The sequence below is a fragment of the Pseudochrobactrum mosebachae genome (genome assembly GCF_048914685.1).
GTDB lineage: Bacteria > Pseudomonadota > Alphaproteobacteria > Rhizobiales > Rhizobiaceae > Pseudochrobactrum.
This window is the reverse complement of sequence record NZ_CP128408.1, coordinates 1,240,805-1,258,065: the sequence shown is the minus strand read 5'-3', so window position 1 is coordinate 1,258,065 and position 17,261 is coordinate 1,240,805. Positions and strand designations below refer to the sequence as shown.

The window sequence follows — 17,261 nt, the reverse complement described above, 5'->3', positions numbered from 1 at the left end:
AAATGCTGAATCTATTTTTTCATTCGTATCCCGAAAACCGCTTCACTCTTTCGGGATACGCTCCAGAGCAGTGTCAGAAAAAGTGGGAACCGGTTTTCCGTCCGAATCTGCGTTTAAACGAACAGATAGAGCGGCTTTCCTGCTTCAATAAAAAATGAAAACGCTCTAGAGCGGGTAATGATCAGGTTGGATCGCAACGCTCGCTCTAGATTTTAGATTTTTCGCATTGTCATATCTATCAAGTTGATTCAACTTGATAGTGAAATGCTCTAGAGGGCACCTGTGCAGTTTTTTCTCCGGCGTCTCGCCAGCATCATTCCGGTTCTTGCTATTGTTCTGGTGGGTAGCTTCCTGCTTTTGGAAGCTGCGCCCGGCGATGCAGTGGATGCTTATGTGGCGCAAACGGGCGGTGCGGATGCGCAACAATTGGAAGCTATGCGTCAGTCATGGGGGCTGGATCAGGGGCCATTGCAGCGTTTCTTTGCTTATGTAAGCGCATTATCTTCAGGCGATTTCGGCTGGTCATCAGCCTTTCAAAGGCCGGTGCTCGCTGTCATTCTGGAGCGCTTGCCAGCAACACTGCTGCTGATGGGCATTTCCACTTTTCTAGCATTTTTTGCTGGTTCGTTGTTGGGTATTGTTGCCGGTGGTAAACCTCACTCGAAGCGCGACCGTCTTCTTTCGCTCACCTCACTGGCGCTTTATGCCGTGCCGGGTTTTTGGCTTGGTCTGGTATTGATCGTTGTTTTCGGTGTAAGCCTGCGCTGGCTGCCGATTGGTGGCTTGGAAACCATTGCATCGGGCAAAACAGGTCTGGCACGGGCAGCAGATATTGCCCGCCATCTGATCCTGCCGGTTGCCTCATTGTCGGTTGTTTATCTCACACTATATCTGCGGTTAATGCGTGATCGCATGGTTGATCTGCATCAGGAACCGTTTGTGCAGGCTCTCAAATCGCGCGGTATTACCCCGCGCCGCATTGTCTGGCGGCATATTGCGCGCAATGCCGTATTGCCGGTGGTGACGATGCTGGGATTGCAGGCCGGTGTGATGCTGGGTGGCAGTGTGGTGATCGAAAGCGTGTTTGCGATACCGGGTTTTGGCCGTCTGGCTGCCGAGGCTGTGGCCAGGCGTGATACAGCGCTGCTGCTGGGGGTTATTCTGTTCGGGGCTTTTGCGGTTATTATTGCCAATCTGCTGGTTGATCTGGCCTATGCGCGGCTTGATCCGCGAGTGCGGGATATGCGCTGATGAACCGTATTTTGCACACAGATTGGCAGGGCAAAACCGGTATTGCATTACTGGCCATACTGGCTTTGATGGCACTGTCTGCGCCATTGTTGTTTGCCGGTGATCCGCTGGCCATCACCGGTGATCCGTTGCTGCGGCCATTCATTAATTCCGCTCATTGGCTCGGCACAGACCGCCTGGGGCGTGATGTATTGGCAGGGCTGTTTCATGGTGCGCGCACCACTTTGCTGGTAGCATTGAGTTCGGCAGCTGTCGCATTGATCGCTGGCAGTTTGATCGGCACATTGGCCGGTTTTCTCGGTGGTTTTACAGATAATATGCTGATGCGTATCACCGAGGCGTTTCAGACCGTGCCGGGATTTTTACTGGCTTTGGCCATGATCAATGTTCTGGGGGCAAGTATCCCCACTCTGATTATTGCGATCAGTATCGGCGGCTGGACGCAGGCTGCCCGTGTCACACGCGCAGAGGTGTTGTCGCTGCGTGAGCGTGATTTCGTGGCTGCTGCCCGCACTTTAGGACAGGGGCCGCTCTCTATCGCTTTTCGTGAAATATTACCCAATGCCTTTGGTCCTGCCGCTTCACTGGCGGGTGTTTCGGTGGCAGCAGCCATATTGATTGAGGCATCGCTGGCATTTCTGGGCTTTGGCGATCCTAACAGTGTGACATGGGGCACCATGATTGCTGAAGGCCGCACCGTGTTGCGCTCGGCACCCTATCTTTCCATTATTCCGGGGCTGGCACTGGTTGTAACCGTGCTGGCTGTGCATCTGAGCGGGCAGGCTCTAAGCGGTAGAAATGGGGCTGCTGATGACTGATAATCTGCTGTCTGTTCAGGAGTTGAGTGTATCTTATAACGGGCAGTGCGTGTTGCAGCCGGTTAGTTTTGATCTGCGAAAAGGCGAAAGACTGGCGCTGATCGGTGAAAGCGGATCGGGCAAGACCACACTCAGCCTTGCTATTGCCGGGTTGCTACCGGATGCAGCGCGTAGTGAGGGGGCAATACGCTTTCCCGCTTTTGCAGAAAAGGCGGTTTTGGGGCGTGATATTGGTGTGGTGTTTCAGGACCCTGCTGGTTCACTTGATCCGATGATGCGAGTGGGCGACCAGATCGCTGAAGTGATCGTAACACATCTGAAAACCTCATGGGCTGAAGCACGCCAACAAGCCATCATGCTGATGGAGAATGTGCAGATACCCGATTGCAACAAACGGTCACGCAGCTATCCGCATGAGTTTTCCGGCGGGCAGCAGCAGCGTCTTGCTATTGCTGCGGCCTTGGCCGCGCATCCGCATTTGCTGATCGCGGATGAGCCGACGAGTGCGCTTGATACTGTGGTGCAAAAACATATCATGACATTGCTCGATAATCTGGTGCGCTCGCGCGGTCTGAGCCTGATCTTTGTGACCCATGATATTGCGCTGGCTTCCCAGCTGGCTGATAAAATTGCCGTGCTTTATAGGGGGCAAATGGTCGAGTTCGGAACAGCTGCACAAATCATTTCAGCGCCGCAACATGCCTATACCAAAGCTCTGCTGGCAACCCATATCGGGCTGGATTGGCGCAAGCAGCCGCGGCTGCCGGAAATTAACGGATTTGCTGAAAGTGCCGGCTTTGCTGAAAGGGATGGTGCGCTATGACTTATCAGGTGCCGGTTTTGCAGATCAGCGGATTGAACAAGGCTTTTGGACGTGACCCTGAAAACGGGCTGAAAACCATTGATCTCACACTGAATGCCGGTGAAACGCTGGCGCTGGTCGGACGCTCCGGTTCAGGTAAAACGACACTGGCACGGCTGATAATGCGGTTAAGTGAGCCTGATAGCGGCCGGATTATGCTCAACGGCAATGATCTTACAGCCTTAAACGGCAATGCATTGCGTGCAGAACGTGCGAAGTTTCAGATGGTGTTTCAGGATCCTTTGGCGGCGTTTAATCCGCGGCGCACAGTCAGCCAGATTTTGCAGGTGCCATTGGCATTGCATGGCAATCCACAGGTGCCATTGGCATTGCATGGCAATCCACAGGGGCTATTGGCATTGCATGGCAATCCACAGGGGCTATTGGCATTGCATGGCAATGCGCAGGAGCCGCAGCGCCAGATCACATCTATTCTTGAGCGGGTGGGGCTGAGTGCTGAACTGACCGGCCGCAGGCCGCGTGAACTCTCGGGTGGGCAGCGCCAGCGTGTGGCGATTGCCAGAGCTATGATCAGTAAGCCTGATTTGATTATACTAGATGAGCCGGTTTCAGCGCTTGATGTTTCAGTGAGAGCGAAAATTCTCAATCTTTTAAAAGATTTACAACAGGAAACCGGCGTCGCTTATTTGTTTATTTCACATGATCTGGCAATTGTGCGCGCCTTTTGCGATCAGATGATTGTGCTGGATGAGGGGCAAATAGTAGAATGCGGAGCGCCGGATATTATTCTGCAAAATCCGCAAGCAGAGGCTACCCGCCAACTGGTGAATGCGGTACCGCAACTGGCATTTTAATTGATAGGGCGTAATGCCTGATACAAAGCCCTGTAATACTCATATGCATCCTCATAATGTGCGCGCAAAGATTGTTCCGGCTCTAAGGTTTTGATGATGCGCGGTGGCATGCAAATGCTGAAAGGATCGGCATTTTCTGCGGCAATCAGGCCAAGCCGTGCGGCACCAAATGCGGCGCCGAAATCGCCGTCTGCAGGCAGGTGCAGGGGTATATTCAAGGCTGTGGCAATAGCCTTCAGCCAATAAAGCGAGCGCGATCCGCCACCGATTGCCATCACACTTTCAAGCTTTGTACCAGCCTTTGACAAGGCATCAAGATTATCTCTGAACGCAAATGCAACGCCCTCAAGCACAGCCTGTGTGAGCGCTACACGGTCGTCGCTATGGCTTAATCCTGTAAAACTGCCACGGATTAAGCTGTCATTATGCGGTGTCCGTTCGCCGGAAAGATAGGGCAGAAAACACACGCCAGAAGGCGCCTTCAGGTCATCGCCCAGCTCTTGTGTCAGGGCTGCAGCCTCATGACCACTGATGGTGCTATACCAGTTCAGTGCATCGGTTGCAGAGAGGATTACCCCCATCTGGTGCCATGTCTGCGGCAAGGCATGGCAAAATGCATGAACCGCACTGTCAGGGCGCGGTAAAAAACTGTCATTCGCGGCAAATAAAACGCCGGAAGTACCGAGCGATACAAATGCCTGACCTGCCTGAACTGTGCCGATGCCACAGGCAGAGGCGGCATTGTCACCGGCACCGCCGGCAACCTGCACGGTCTTCTCCATACCCCATTGAGCCGCAAGGTGACTGCGCAATGTGCCGGAAACTGCTGTGCCTTCCACAAGGCGCGGCATATGGCTGGTATCAAGACCTGTTGCTGCCAGCAGCGCGGCTGACCATTGCCGTTGCCCGACATCCAGCCATGCGGTGCCCGAAGCATCAGACATATCGCTGACATGCTCACCGGTCAGCCACAATCGCAGATAATCTTTCGGCAGCAGAACTTTTTTAATTCGAGCGAAAGTTTCAGGCTCATTTTCCTGAACCCATAATAATTTAGGCGCCGTGAAACCCGGAAACACAATATTGCCGGTTTTTTCCCGAAATTGCGGATCGCTATCAAGCTGAGTTGCCTGTTTATGGCTGCGGCTGTCATTCCATAAAATGGCAGGGCGCAGTATTTTGTCTTGGGCATCAAGCAGAACCGCACCATGCATCTGGCCTGAAAGCCCGATACCGCACACTTGCGCCAGTTTTGCACCATGCTCTGCTTTCAACCGGCTGAGTGCCTGTTCGGTGGCTGTAATCCAGTGCTCCGGTTGTTGTTCAGACCAGCCGATATGCGGACGCGATACATCCAGTGGCGCATGTGCAGAAGCGATAATTGTCTGCTTGTCATCGATCAGCAGCGCTTTTAGGCCGGAGGTGCCGAGATCAAGCCCGAGATAAAACGCCATGCTGCTGATCCTGTTTTGTCTGTGATTGGAGCTTGTAAAGTAACGATAAAATCTAAAGGCAGGCAACCTTTATTTATCATTGTTTATGATGCTTTCGCCCATGCTCTGGATCAAAAACTCCATACGGTCAGCGGCAAAGCGCGTGGTTGAATATTCAACCGGCCAGCCATCTGCATCAATATTCAGTGCCTCAGCGGTCAGCACAATTGCACCGGGCGTGAGCTTCAGATGCAGCAAATCCTCACGATCGGCATGCTGTGCGCAAATCAGTGTGGATTTACGGAAGTAATCTTGAACGCCGAGCTGCTTTAAAGCAGAGGTGACCGAGCCGCTGGCTTGGTAATGCTTGGCAAAATCCGGAAATCGCTGATGATCAAACCAGCTGCCGGAGCGTGAAACCGGTTGCCCGTCGGCCAGTGACAGGGTTTCAAAATGATCGGTTAAAGCCTCTGCGCCGCTCAGTTGCAGCGCACTCGCGATCTCCGGTGACGGTTTTTCAACACTATGAGACAGGATGATGCGCTGTGTGTGGCTAACCTGTTCTGCAAGCCCTGTGGACATGCGGGTGCGCTTGCCGATGGGATAAGTGAGGCGCTTGGCATTGGCAATGAATGTGCCGCGGCCTTGCTCGGCCCGAAGCACGCCCTCTTGAGTGAGGGCGGCAATGGCACTGCGCACTGTGTGCCGGTTCACGCCGAAACGCGCTGCCAGCGCCACTTCAGGGGGCAGTTTTTCACCATGCTGAAACTGGCCGTTTTTAATCTCACCGCGAATCTCATCAGCAATTTGCCGCCATACCGCGACACCGCTGTTACGGGCAATTTTATGTCCGGTTTCCATGCCGGTTTTAGTGTTGGCTATTTGGGATGCACGGTCTGGCTGCGTCATGATTTTTGCCACGGTTTTGCTGTTTGTCATGCGCGTGTCACCAAGCGGGTTTAAAACAATCATTAATGTCTAGTTGTATAGATAAGTAGACCAATTAGCGTGGTGTGTCAAATGATTGATGAAACTGAAAACATGCAGGCCGAGCGGCGCCGAGCCGCAGGTTTACTGGCGAAAGCCGAATTGCAGGAACTCACTGCGTTTTTGGCTGCTCAGGCAGAGCAGCCACGCGTTGATGTATTGCGCGGCCCTGAAACTGGTCTGGTGATGGTGCGTGGCCGGATTGGCGGCGGCGGTGCGCCGTTTAATCTGGGTGAGACTACAGTCACACGTGCCACAGTGCGTGTGCATTTCAAGGAGAACGGCTCATCTGACGAGGCGATGGTGGGGCATGCTTATGCGCTCGGGCGCGACCATGGCAAGGCAAAACTAGCGGCCGTTATTGATGCGTTGTGGCAGTTGCCAACAAGCCGGTCTGTCGTGGAGAGCGAATTGCTGCAAGCGATAGCGGCCCGCCTTGCTAACCGTACAAGCCAGCGTAAGCGCGAGACAGCTGCCACGAAAGTGGATTTTTTCACCATGGTTCGGGGAGATGACTAATGGCGTTTGTAGCTCAGGCTTTTGAGGGCGGTTTTGCCAATCCGGTGCATGATGCGCAAAACTGTTTTCGCGCTTTAATGGATGCTTTGGCCAATCCGGGTGCTGTGCAGGTGTTAAAGGCGCAGACACAACCACCTCAGCCTTTAACACCGGAACTTGGCGCCATTGCGCAGGCACTGTTTGATCATGATACCAAAGTGTGGCTCGATCGTGATTTGAGAGCCAGTGCTGCGGTGCGCGAATGGCTTACATTTCAGACCGGTCTGGTTTTGGTGAGTGACATCAGCGAGGCGCAATTTGCGCTGGTCAGTGATGTGGCGCAAATGCCGCCGTTGGACGTTTTTGCCAAAGGCAGCGCAGAATATCCTGATCGTTCCGCAACAGTCATTATGGCGGTCAGCGGATTTGACGGCTCTGAAATCTTGCAGCTTCAGGGCGCGGGTATCGAGCATATGCGCGATTTTGCACCATCAGCGCTTCCTCTGCGCTTTCGCGAACAATGGGCTGGCAATAGCGCGTTGTTTCCGCGCGGTGTTGATCTGGTTTTTGCCGCATCCAAACGGATTGCCGCATTGCCGCGTAGTACCAAACTCATAAAAAATGGAAACTGAACCATGTATGTTGCAGTAAAAGGCGGTGAAGCCGCTATTCAGAATGCACATCAGTTGCTGGCAGACCGACGCCGCGGGGCACGTTCAGTTCCGGCTATGCAGCTTGAGCAGATCACCGAGCAATTGGGTCTGGCGGTTGATCGCGTGATGGCGGAGGGCGCGCTTTATGATCGTGAACTGGCAGCACTTGCTATCCGCCAGTCGCGCGGAGATTTGATTGAAGCAATTTTTCTGGTGCGCGCTTACCGTACCACCTTGCCGCGTTTCGGATATTCACAAGCTTTGGATAGTTCGAAAATGTATGCCGAGCGACGTATCTCGGCCACATTCAAAGATTTGCCCGGCGGCCAGCTTCTGGGCGCGACTTTTGATTATACCCACCGCCTGCTGGACCCTGAAATGGCGGGTGATCATCCGGTTCCCGCAGCCGTGCAGCGCGAAGATGCTGAGACTGCTGAGACTGCTGAGACAGTGATGCCGCGCGTCACTGATATTCTGGGTGCGAGCGGTATGATCGAGCCGGACGGCGAAATGCCAAAAGGGCAGGAACAGGGGCATGTGCCGGGTGATCTCACCCGTGAGCCATGGACATTTCCGATGGAGCGCGATCTGCGTTTGCAGGCTCTGGCACGCGGGGATGAGGGCTTTTTGTTAGCTCTTGGTTATTCCACCCAGCGCGGTTATGGCCGCACCCATCCTTTTGTTGGTGAAATCCGCATTGGTGAGGTTGAAGTGGAACTGGAGGTGCCGGAACTTGGCGGTATCGTTTCACTGGGCGCTGTGCAGGTAACCGAGTGCCAGATGATCAACCAGTTTACCGGATCAGCCAAGCGCCCGCCGCAATTTACGCGTGGCTACGGGCTGGTTTTCGGCCAGAGCGAACGCAAGGCAATGTCGATGTCGCTCTGCGACCGCGCCTTGCGCACCGCTGAATTTGAAGAAGATATTGTTGCCCCCGCACAGGATGAAGAATTTGTGATTTCTCACTCCGATAATGTGCAATCGACCGGCTTTGTCGAGCATCTCAAACTGCCGCATTATGTTGATTTCCAGGCGGAACTCGACCTGATCCGCCGCATGCGGGCTGAATATGCCAATCATCAGACACCCGATGATGCCCAAACGGATGCAGTTAAGGAAGCCCAGAAGGGAGCAGAGCAATGAGCATTCTGATGCAGTATAATTTTGCTTATCTTGATGAACAGACCAAGCGAATGATCCGCCGTGCAATTCTTAAAGCGATTGCGGTGCCGGGCTATCAGGTGCCGTTTGCCAGCCGCGAAATGCCGATGCCTTATGGCTGGGGTACCGGTGGTGTGCAGGTAACTGCTGCGGTGTTGGGGCGTGAAGACATATTGAAAGTGATTGATCAGGGTGCGGATGACACCACAAATGCGGTGTCGATACGGGCATTTTTTGAAAAAACAGCCAATGTTAAAGTCACAACCCGTACCGGTGAGGCGAGTATTATCCAAACCCGCCATCGTATACCGGAACAGCCGCTCAAACAGGGCCAGATTTTGGTTTATCAGGTGCCGATCCCTGAGCCGCTGCGTTTTCTCGAGCCGCGTGAGACTGAAACCCGCAAAATGCATGCACTGGAGGAATATGGCCTGATGCATGTTAAACTCTATGAAGATATTGCCCGCCACGGTCACATTGCCACCACCTATGCCTATCCGGTTAAAGTTGAAGACCGCTATGTGATGGACCCGTCACCGACGCCAAAATTCGATAATCCTAAAATGCATATGTCGCCGGCCTTGCAGCTATTTGGTGCGGGGCGTGAAAAGCGCATTTATGCTTTGCCGCCTTTTACCAAAGTGGTGAGCCTCGATTTTGAAGATCATCCGTTTGAGGTGCAGAAATTTGCACAGCCTTGCGTAATGTGCGGTGCCAAAGGTGTCTATCTCGATGAGGTCGTACTGGATGACAAAGGCGGCAGCATGTTTGTTTGCTCTGACACCGATTATTGCGAAACGCGACAGGCAGAAGGGCATTTCGGGCATCTTTCTGCACAGAATAAAGATATCGGACACGTCTCTTCAGATGAGCTGGAGGCCGCACAATGAGCAATATGATCAATGATACGCCGCTGCTGCGGGTTAATGCATTGTCTAAATTCTATGGTAACCGGATCGGCTGCCAGAATGTCAGCTTTGAGCTCTATCCGGGTGAAGTACTGGCGATTGTCGGTGAAAGTGGCTCGGGAAAAACCACATTGCTCAACTGTCTAGCCACCCGTTTACAGCCTTCCGTTGGTGCGGTTGAATATCGTATGCGCGACGGACAATTCCGTGATCTCTACCGCATGAGTGAGGCCGAGCGCCGTTTTCTGATGCGGACTGATTGGGGATTTGTGCACCAAAATCCCGCCGACGGTTTACGGATGACAGTCTCAGCCGGCGCCAATGTCGGCGAGCGGTTAATGGCAGTGGGTGACCGGCATTATGGTAAAATTCGCGAAACAGCTACCGACTGGCTTGGCCGTGTGGAAATTTCAGCCGACCGGATTGACGATCAGCCGCGGGCATTTTCGGGTGGTATGCGCCAGCGCCTCCAGATTGCCCGTAATCTGGTGACTTCCCCGCGTCTGATTTTCATGGATGAACCGACTGGCGGTCTGGATGTCTCGGTGCAAGCGCGCCTGCTCGATCTGCTGCGCGGTCTGGTGGCAGATCTGGGTTTGGCGGCGATTGTCGTGACCCATGATCTGGCCGTGGCGCGTTTGCTTTCACACCGCATGATGGTGATGAAGGATGGCCATATTATTGAAGCTGGTCTGACAGATCGCGTGCTGGATGATCCGCAAGCGCCATACACGCAATTGCTTGTTTCCTCGATTTTGCAGGTTTAATCATGACAATGCCCCTTATTGTTTCGGAAGTGGCTAAGAGCTTCACTATGCATTTGCAGGGCGGTATCAAACTGCCGGTGGTGAGCAATGTTTTCTTCGCCCTCAAGGCTAGGGAATGTGCGGTGCTTGGTGGCCCGTCCGGTGCCGGTAAAAGCTCGATCCTCAAAATGGTCTATGGCAATTATGCGGTTGATGAAGGCCAGATTATCTTACGTCATCACGGTAAACAGCTTGATCTGGCGGCCGCTGATCCGCGTACCATTATGGCTGTGCGGCGTGATACGATCGGCTATGTCAGCCAGTTTTTGCGCACTGTGCCACGTGTGAGTGCACTCAATGTGGTGGCAGATCCGTTGTTTGCCCGCGGTGTTAACCGTGAGGAAGCGCAAGATAAGGCTCGCGCTTTACTGGCTATGCTCAATCTGCCGGAGCGGCTATGGGCGCTGCCGCCAGCAACATTTTCGGGTGGCGAACAGCAGCGGGTGAATATTGCCCGAGGCTTTATCACCGATCATCCGGTTTTGTTGCTGGATGAGCCAACCGCCTCGCTGGATGCGAAAAACCGTGATGTGGTGGTGGAGCTGATCTGCCGCAAAAAAGCACAAGGCGTTGCTATGCTCGGCATTTTCCACGATCAGGATGTGCGTGAAGCCGTAGCCGACCGTATCATTGATGTAACAGAATTTTCTCCGGCTTATGTGAAACATGGAGCAGATGCATGACGCGGCTTTCAGAAACCGTGCTGATCCATGAGGGCGCGGAAATCTCCGACAGCACATTCGGCCGTTACACTGAGATTGGTACCCGCTGTCGCATCAGTGAAACAGCAATGGGTGACTATTCCTATATTGAGCGCGACGGCATGGTGTGGTGCGCTAAAATTGGTAAATTTGCCAATATTGCTGCTTCTGTGCGTATCAATGCAACCAATCATCCGATGTGGCGCGCCACGCTGCATCATTTCACTTATCGCGCCAATGATTACTGGCCGGATGCTGAGCAGGAGCAGGGTTTTTTTGAATGGCGGCGTTCCCATCAGGTTACTATCGGCCATGATACATGGCTGGGGCACGGGGTGACTGTGCTGCCCGGAGTTACAATCGGCAATGGTGCAGTCATTGGCTCCGGCGCGGTGGTTACCAAGGATGTGGCGCCTTACAGCATTGTCGGCGGTGTGCCGGCCAAGCTGATCCGCAAGCGTTTTTCAGAAGATTGTATTGAGCGCTTGGAGGCACTGGCATGGTGGGATTGGGATCATCAGGCTTTGCGTCTGGCGCTGGATGATTTTCGCACGCTGGAGATTGAAGCCTTTCTGGAAAAGCACAGTTGAACGTAAACTGTTCTAATCATTGATAACAATAAATATGACGGCCGCATCTGCAAAGACGCGGCCGTTATGCATTAAAAATCTGATTCAAAACATTCATCAAACTGTAATGGAAATCACATTTTCGTTTCATATCACGCTCCTAGTTTCGAGGAAATTGATCGAGGGCGCGATGCTGAAACTTGAAAATGTAACCCGTCGTTTTGGGGGCAATATTGCGGTTGCAGATGTTAATCTGGAAATTCCGCAAGGCCAGATGGTGGGTATTATCGGCGCGTCTGGTGCCGGTAAGTCAACATTGCTGCGCATGATCAACCGTCTGATCGACAGTTCTGACGGGTCGATTATGTTTAAGGATCAGGATGTGTCGCGCCTGCGTGGTGCTGAACTGCGACGCTGGCGCAGTGATTGCGCGATGATTTTTCAGCAGTTTAATCTGGTGCCGCGCCTTGATGTGCTGACCAATGTGTTGCTGGGTCGCCTCAATCAACGCTCTTCGGTCAAGAGCTTGCTTGGGCTTTTCTCCCGTGAGGAACGTGCGCAGGCCATCGCCAATATCGAGCGCCTTGATATTGTCAAAACTGCATTACAGCCGGCCGGCACTCTTTCCGGCGGGCAGCAGCAGCGCGTGGCGATTGCCCGTGCTTTGATGCAAAATCCTAAAGTTATACTGGCCGACGAGCCGATAGCCTCGCTTGACCCGCGTAATGCGCAAGTGGTGATGAGCGCTCTGCGCGACATTAATCAGCGTGAAGGACTGACCGTCATTACCAATCTGCATACACTTGATACTGCCCGCACCTATTGCGACCGCATTATTGGCATGCAGGCAGGGCAGGTGGTTTTTGATGGCACGCCTGCTGAACTGACACAGCTGGCTGCGCGTAAAATTTACGGCGCGGAAGCCGATGATGAGAGTTTTTCAGAAGCTGTGACCTCAACGGCTTTGGAGCAGCAAATACAGCCTGCAACGAGCGCAGCTGTAAGCCCGCAAGTTGCACGCCGTGTTGCGGAGCTGCTCGAATGAATATGTGCAGCGCTCATAAGGCTTTGTTTTTACAAGGCGCAGCATTGCATGTCAGGCATGGCTGGCAATCAGGCCACATCATAAAAATCAAACAGAATCTTAACAGGAGAATGGGTCATGACCTTCAAGAAGCTTTTGCTCGGTGCTGTTGCGCTGTCCGCTGTAGCCGGTTCAACTGCCGCCCGTGCGGATAAGCCTGAAGTGTTTCGCGTTGGTATTATTGGTGGCGAAAACGAATCTGATCGCCTGCGCAACTACCAATGTATCGTGGATAATCTGCCAAAGGCACTCGGCGTAAAAGAAGTGAAGCTGTTTCCTGCAGCCGATTATGACGGTGTTATTCAGGGTCTGCTTGGCGGTACACTCGATTATGCTGAGCTTGGTGCTTCTGGTTATGCCAAGATCTATTTGAGCAATCCTGATGCGGTTGAGCCGATCCTGACCACGGAGCAGACCGATGGTGCCAGCGGTTATTATTCGATCATGGTCGCGCGCAAAGACAGCGGCATTAAAACCGTTGCCGATATGAAGGGCAAGAAACTCGGTTTTGCCGACCCTGATTCAACTTCCGGTTATCTCATTCCGGTTACATCGCTGCCAAAAGATCTCAATGGTGCTACTGTTAAGGACTATTTCAGTGAAACCGGATTTGGCGGCGGCCATGAAAATCTGGTACTCGCAGTTAAAGACGGCAAGTTTGATGCTGGTACAACCTTTGGATCCGGTGTTGGCAGCTTCGATGAAGGTTACACATCCGGCAATTTGCGTAAAATGGTTGATAAAGGCCTGATTGATATGAAGGACTTTACTGAAGTCTGGAAATCACCGCTGATCCCGAATGGCCCGATCGTTATTCGCACAGCTATTGATGCTGATCTTAAGAGCAAGTTCAAAGCCTATATGCTTGATCTGCCGAAAAGTGATCCTGAGTGCTTTGCATCCACAATGGGTGGCGATTTCAAGTCTTATATTGAAGTCAATAAAGACTTTTACCAGCCAATCATTGATGCGCGTAAATCTGAAATTGGTCAGTAATACCTGCTACGGCCAGCCCTTTGGGCTGGCCGTATTTTTTGTTTCACGACATGTTTTGTCTTTAGCTGGCAGGCCTGATGACCCATTCTGATAGTACCCCATCTTCGACCAAAGGAGCTTTCACCAAAACCATGTCGGGTGAAGCGGCTTTGGTTGAAAAGCATTGGCAAGAGCTCTCCTCGCGCCGCCGCATGTATTCCCTGCTGATTATCGGTGGGTTGGTGTTGGCTCTGAGTGCATCGCTGTGGTTTGCCAATGAAACCAATGCCGGAAAGTTTTGGGACCGGTTGCCGCATTTCTTCGATTTTGTCGGGGATATGATCCCGCGTGACGGGCGTGAAATCTGGCGGGCATTGTTCGATTTACCATCCCCTTATTTCGATGGCAGTCAGAAATATGATTATGAAGCAGGCCGCGTTTATTTGTTTGGCAGCAGCTATTATGTGCCGGAATATTTTTACAAGATGCTGGAGACGCTCAATATTGCCATGATGGCGACGCTGATCGGCTTTTTCTTCGGTTTTATACTTTGCTTTTTTGCCGCCAAAAATCTGACAACCAGCCGATTTCTGCGCTTCTTTGTACGTCGCTACATGGAAATTCTGCGTGCATTTCCTGAGATTGTGATTGCCGGTTTCTTCGCGGCTATTCTGTCTTTCGGGCCTATTCCGGCGATTTTTGCCGTGGGGATTCACACCATCGGGGCCTTGGGTAAGCTGTTTTTCGAAGTGGTAGAAAATGCCGATATGAAAGCAGAAGAAGGCTTGCGCGCCGTTGGCGCCAATTGGGTGGAGCGTGTTGGCTTCGGTATTGTACCGCAGGTGATGCCCAATTTCATGTCTTACGCATTTTTGCGATTTGAGATCAATGTCCGCGCTTCTACCATTATCGGTGCAGTGGGTGGTGGTGGTATCGGCGAGGCTCTGCGTCTCTCCATTGGCCATGGCCATCAGGCCAAAACCCTGGCGATGGTGCTGTTATTGTTTGTCACAATCATTGCGGTGGATCAGATTTCCGCCTGGCTGCGCGGCCGTCTTGTCGGCGCTCAGGCCTTTCAATTCGGAGCGTGATGATGACCGCCAAAACTTTGAGTGCCGACCAAATTTCCGATCTTGAAAACCGTTATCCGCAAGTGTTTAAACGCTCGTGGAATAAGCGCTATTTATTGCCGCTCGTCGTGATTGGTGTGGTGATTTATATGATCTATTGCTGGTGGTTTTTTGCCATTGGCACTGTGCTCTCTGAAGGGCAGTGGGACAGAGCCGGTATTACCGCACGACAATGGTATTCCTATGAAATACGGCCGACCATGCGCATGAGCGGAGATGAGGTTAAAATTACCTATCCGCGCTTTTCAGTGCTTGGCAACAATCCGGATCCAGAATGGGTGAGTGTGGCAAACGGCACTACATCAGTGCGCTTTGGCGAAACACAGGCACTGCATCTTACAGGGCAAACAGTGATTGTGGAGCGCGGTAGCGAGAGCCTGGCAATCCGCATCGGAGCAGATGCCGCAAGGCCCGTTAATGACGCCCCGCTGCCGTCATGGGCGATGCTGAGCAATGATGAGGTTAAGGTAAATTTCGGCTTTGCCGGAGAAGCCCGCATCATGCCGGAGCGTATTAGTATTACACGGCGCTTTATGGGGTGGCCGAATTTTGTCTTCGATACCAATTCACCTTTCTGGAATAAATCTGTTGGTGAAGTAGCGACGATGATCACGTCTGGCGAGCGGATCAAGCCGGAAATGTCCAATCTGTCGCTGGCATTTAATAATATCTGGTATAATGCCGAATGGCAGCATGGCGATGTCTGGATCAAAATGTTGCAGACCATTGTTATGGCTTTTGTCGGGACATTATTTGCCGGCATGCTGGCGCTGCCGCTGGCCTTCATTGCGGCGCGTAATATTATGCCGAATTTCTTTGCCAATCAGATTACCAAGCGTTTGTTTGATTTCCTGCGATCGGTCGATATGTTTATCTGGGCGCTGTTTTTCACCCGCGCTTTTGGTCCGGGGCCCTTGGCCGGTATTTCAGCAATCTTTTTCACCGATACCGGAACGCTGGGTAAACTCTATGCTGAGACGCTGGAGAATATTGATGACAAGCAGCGTGAGGGGGTGAAGTCGGTTGGCGCATCACCGATGAATGTGCAGCGCTACGGGGTTATTCCCCAGGTGATGCCGGTCTTTTTAAGCCAGATGCTATATTTCTGGGAATCCAATACCCGCTCGGCAACCATTATCGGCGCAGTCGGGGCGGGTGGTATTGGCCTTAAACTTTGGGAGGCTATGCGAACCAATTCCAACTGGGCAAATGTTGCCTATATGGTGGTGCTCATTCTGATCGTGGTGTTTGTTTTCGACGCTATTTCCAATGCCTTGCGGTCGCGTCTGACGGGTGATCGGCGTGCCTCACAGAAATGAAATAAAAGCTTCTTATCAGTGTAGTCTACCTGTCACAAAACTCCTGTAGGCCACAGCTGTCACGCGCCGTTCTGTCTCTATTTATGATGGCGCGTGATGGTTGCAGCCAGCAGGGAAATATCATGCCGATATCTTATGAAGCCACGTTTAAAAATGCCCGTATCATCCTTGAAGATGAGATTATCACCGGTACGATACAAATCCGCGACGGTAAAATTACTGATATCAGTGCCGGAAATGGTGTAAGCGGCGAAGATTTTGGCGGCGATTATCTGATGCCCGGCATTGTGGAGCTGCATACTGATCATCTGGAACAACATTATGCCCCGCGCCCGAAAGTGCGCTGGAATGCGGATGCGGCTTTAATGGCGCATGATGCGCAGATTGCGGCTTCCGGCATTACCACTGTACTTGATGCATTACGTGTTGGTATGGATGGCGATACGGATATTAACACAGAGGATATGATCAAGCTGGCCGATGCGATTGAGGCTGGTCAGCGCGACGGGCGCCTGCGTGCCGATCATTATCTGCATTTGCGTTGCGAGGTGTCTTCGCCGTCATGTCTCGATGCATTTGACCTTTTCGAGCATAAATCTCAGGTCAAAATTGCGTCTCTTATGGATCATGCGCCGGGGCAACGCCAGTTTGCCAGTCTGGAAGCCTATAAAACCTATTATATGGGCAAGCAGAAAATGACACAGGCAGAATTTGAAGCCTATTGTGATCGCAGACTTGCGGAATCAGCTGCAAATTCCGACCGTTTTCGTAAAGAAATAGCGGCGCGCTGTCAGGCAAAAGGCATTGCTCTTGCCAGCCATGATGATGCAACACTTGCCCATGTGGGTGAGGCGGTCGAGCAGGGTATTCAGGTTGCAGAATTTCCAACAACACTGGAAGCGGCACAAGCATCCAAACAGGCAGGCATGGCAGTATTGATGGGGGCGCCGAATATTGTGCGCGGCTCCTCACATTCCGGCAATGTTTCAGCACGTGATCTTGCCAATGCAGGACATCTCGATATTTTATCGTCTGATTATATCCCTTTCAGCCTGATACAGGCGGTCTATACCTTACCGGAGCTTGTAGATGGCTTTACCTTGCCGCAGGCGATTAATCTGGTAACGCGCAATCCTGCAAATGCGGTCGGCTTTCATGATCGTGGTAGCCTTGCCACGGGTAAGCGTGGCGATATGGTTCGTATTCATATGCAAAATAGCATACCGGTTGTACGCTCCGTTTGGCGTGAGGGTAACAGGGTGCTATAAGTTATTGCGCTTGTCGTATATGG

The 17,261-nt window shown here is 52.4% G+C and carries 18 protein-coding genes; 16 read left to right on the top strand and 2 right to left on the bottom strand.

Translation table 11 applies throughout. From position 1 onward, the window contains the following. Positions 1-282 precede the first annotated feature (282 nt). From MP213Fo_RS05825 to MP213Fo_RS05810, 4 genes are read left to right on the top strand one after another with little or no spacing between them, the layout of a single operon-like run. Positions 283-1,251 carry an ABC transporter permease gene (locus MP213Fo_RS05825; RefSeq protein WP_421090702.1) on the top strand — a complete coding sequence of 323 codons (969 nt, stop codon included), beginning with the start codon at positions 283-285 and terminating at the stop codon, positions 1,249-1,251. Next, positions 1,251-2,069 carry an ABC transporter permease gene (locus MP213Fo_RS05820; protein WP_421090701.1) on the top strand — a complete coding sequence of 273 codons (819 nt, stop codon included), beginning with the start codon at positions 1,251-1,253 and terminating at the stop codon, positions 2,067-2,069. Before MP213Fo_RS05825 ends, MP213Fo_RS05820 begins: the two co-directional genes overlap by 1 nt. Next, the gene (locus MP213Fo_RS05815; protein WP_421090700.1) at positions 2,062-2,892 is read left to right on the top strand and encodes an ABC transporter ATP-binding protein; all 831 of its coding nucleotides are present in this window, start codon (positions 2,062-2,064) and stop codon (positions 2,890-2,892) included. The genes MP213Fo_RS05820 and MP213Fo_RS05815 overlap by 8 nt, the downstream gene beginning before the upstream one ends. Continuing rightward, positions 2,889-3,746: an ABC transporter ATP-binding protein gene (locus tag MP213Fo_RS05810; protein WP_421090699.1), complete on the top strand. Its 858-nt coding sequence runs from the start codon at positions 2,889-2,891 to the stop codon at positions 3,744-3,746. Before MP213Fo_RS05815 ends, MP213Fo_RS05810 begins: the two co-directional genes overlap by 4 nt. On the opposite strand, the gene xylB is transcribed toward MP213Fo_RS05810, so the two are convergent. Both xylB and phnF read right to left on the bottom strand, forming a co-directional pair. Beyond that, positions 3,743-5,200: a xylulokinase gene (xylB, locus tag MP213Fo_RS05805; RefSeq protein ID WP_421090698.1), complete on the bottom strand. Its 1,458-nt coding sequence runs from the start codon at positions 5,198-5,200 to the stop codon at positions 3,743-3,745. The genes MP213Fo_RS05810 and xylB overlap by 4 nt on opposite strands. 69 nt (positions 5,201-5,269) lie before the next feature. Next, positions 5,270-6,040, bottom strand: a complete 771-nt coding sequence (gene phnF / locus MP213Fo_RS05800; RefSeq protein WP_421091028.1) for a phosphonate metabolism transcriptional regulator PhnF — start codon at positions 6,038-6,040, stop codon at positions 5,270-5,272. Positions 6,041-6,199: 159 nt separating this feature from the next. Here phnF and phnG point away from each other — a divergent pair, with 159 nt between their 5' ends. From phnG to MP213Fo_RS05740, 12 genes are all read left to right on the top strand, one after another. Beyond that, on the top strand, positions 6,200-6,685 hold the full coding sequence (gene phnG, locus MP213Fo_RS05795) for a phosphonate C-P lyase system protein PhnG (RefSeq protein WP_421090697.1): 486 nt from the start codon (positions 6,200-6,202) through the stop codon (positions 6,683-6,685). Next, positions 6,685-7,296, top strand: a complete 612-nt coding sequence (gene phnH / locus MP213Fo_RS05790) for a phosphonate C-P lyase system protein PhnH (RefSeq protein ID WP_421090696.1) — start codon at positions 6,685-6,687, stop codon at positions 7,294-7,296. The genes phnG and phnH overlap by 1 nt, the downstream gene beginning before the upstream one ends. A 3-nt stretch (positions 7,297-7,299) precedes the next feature. Further along, positions 7,300-8,460: a carbon-phosphorus lyase complex subunit PhnI gene (locus tag MP213Fo_RS05785; protein WP_421090695.1), complete on the top strand. Its 1,161-nt coding sequence runs from the start codon at positions 7,300-7,302 to the stop codon at positions 8,458-8,460. Beyond that, positions 8,457-9,368 (top strand): alpha-D-ribose 1-methylphosphonate 5-phosphate C-P-lyase PhnJ, encoded by a 912-nt coding sequence (locus tag MP213Fo_RS05780; protein WP_421090694.1) that lies wholly within the window; start codon positions 8,457-8,459, stop codon positions 9,366-9,368. The genes MP213Fo_RS05785 and MP213Fo_RS05780 overlap by 4 nt, the downstream gene beginning before the upstream one ends. 8 nt (positions 9,369-9,376) lie before the next feature. Further along, a complete protein-coding gene (phnK, locus tag MP213Fo_RS05775) occupies positions 9,377-10,153 on the top strand; it encodes a phosphonate C-P lyase system protein PhnK (protein ID WP_421091027.1) in 777 nt (258 codons plus the stop codon). 2 nt (positions 10,154-10,155) lie between these two features. After that, positions 10,156-10,875: a phosphonate C-P lyase system protein PhnL gene (gene phnL / locus MP213Fo_RS05770; RefSeq protein WP_421090693.1), complete on the top strand. Its 720-nt coding sequence runs from the start codon at positions 10,156-10,158 to the stop codon at positions 10,873-10,875. Beyond that, positions 10,872-11,483 (top strand): DapH/DapD/GlmU-related protein, encoded by a 612-nt coding sequence (locus MP213Fo_RS05765; protein ID WP_421090692.1) that lies wholly within the window; start codon positions 10,872-10,874, stop codon positions 11,481-11,483. The genes phnL and MP213Fo_RS05765 overlap by 4 nt, the downstream gene beginning before the upstream one ends. 169 nt (positions 11,484-11,652) lie before the next feature. Further along, positions 11,653-12,507: a phosphonate ABC transporter ATP-binding protein gene (gene phnC, locus MP213Fo_RS05760; RefSeq protein ID WP_421090691.1), complete on the top strand. Its 855-nt coding sequence runs from the start codon at positions 11,653-11,655 to the stop codon at positions 12,505-12,507. Between the two features lie 117 nt (positions 12,508-12,624). Continuing rightward, a complete protein-coding gene (gene phnD, locus MP213Fo_RS05755) occupies positions 12,625-13,542 on the top strand; it encodes a phosphonate ABC transporter substrate-binding protein (protein ID WP_421090690.1) in 918 nt (305 codons plus the stop codon). A gap of 131 nt (positions 13,543-13,673) precedes the next feature. Continuing rightward, on the top strand, positions 13,674-14,612 hold the full coding sequence (phnE, locus tag MP213Fo_RS05750; protein WP_421091026.1) for a phosphonate ABC transporter, permease protein PhnE: 939 nt from the start codon (positions 13,674-13,676) through the stop codon (positions 14,610-14,612). Further along, the gene (phnE, locus tag MP213Fo_RS05745) at positions 14,612-15,970 is read left to right on the top strand and encodes a phosphonate ABC transporter, permease protein PhnE (RefSeq protein WP_421090689.1); all 1,359 of its coding nucleotides are present in this window, start codon (positions 14,612-14,614) and stop codon (positions 15,968-15,970) included. The genes phnE (MP213Fo_RS05750) and phnE (MP213Fo_RS05745) overlap by 1 nt, the downstream gene beginning before the upstream one ends. Positions 15,971-16,098: 128 nt before the next feature. After that, the gene (locus tag MP213Fo_RS05740) at positions 16,099-17,238 is read left to right on the top strand and encodes an alpha-D-ribose 1-methylphosphonate 5-triphosphate diphosphatase (RefSeq protein WP_421091025.1); all 1,140 of its coding nucleotides are present in this window, start codon (positions 16,099-16,101) and stop codon (positions 17,236-17,238) included. Positions 17,239-17,261: the final 23 nt, after the last annotated feature.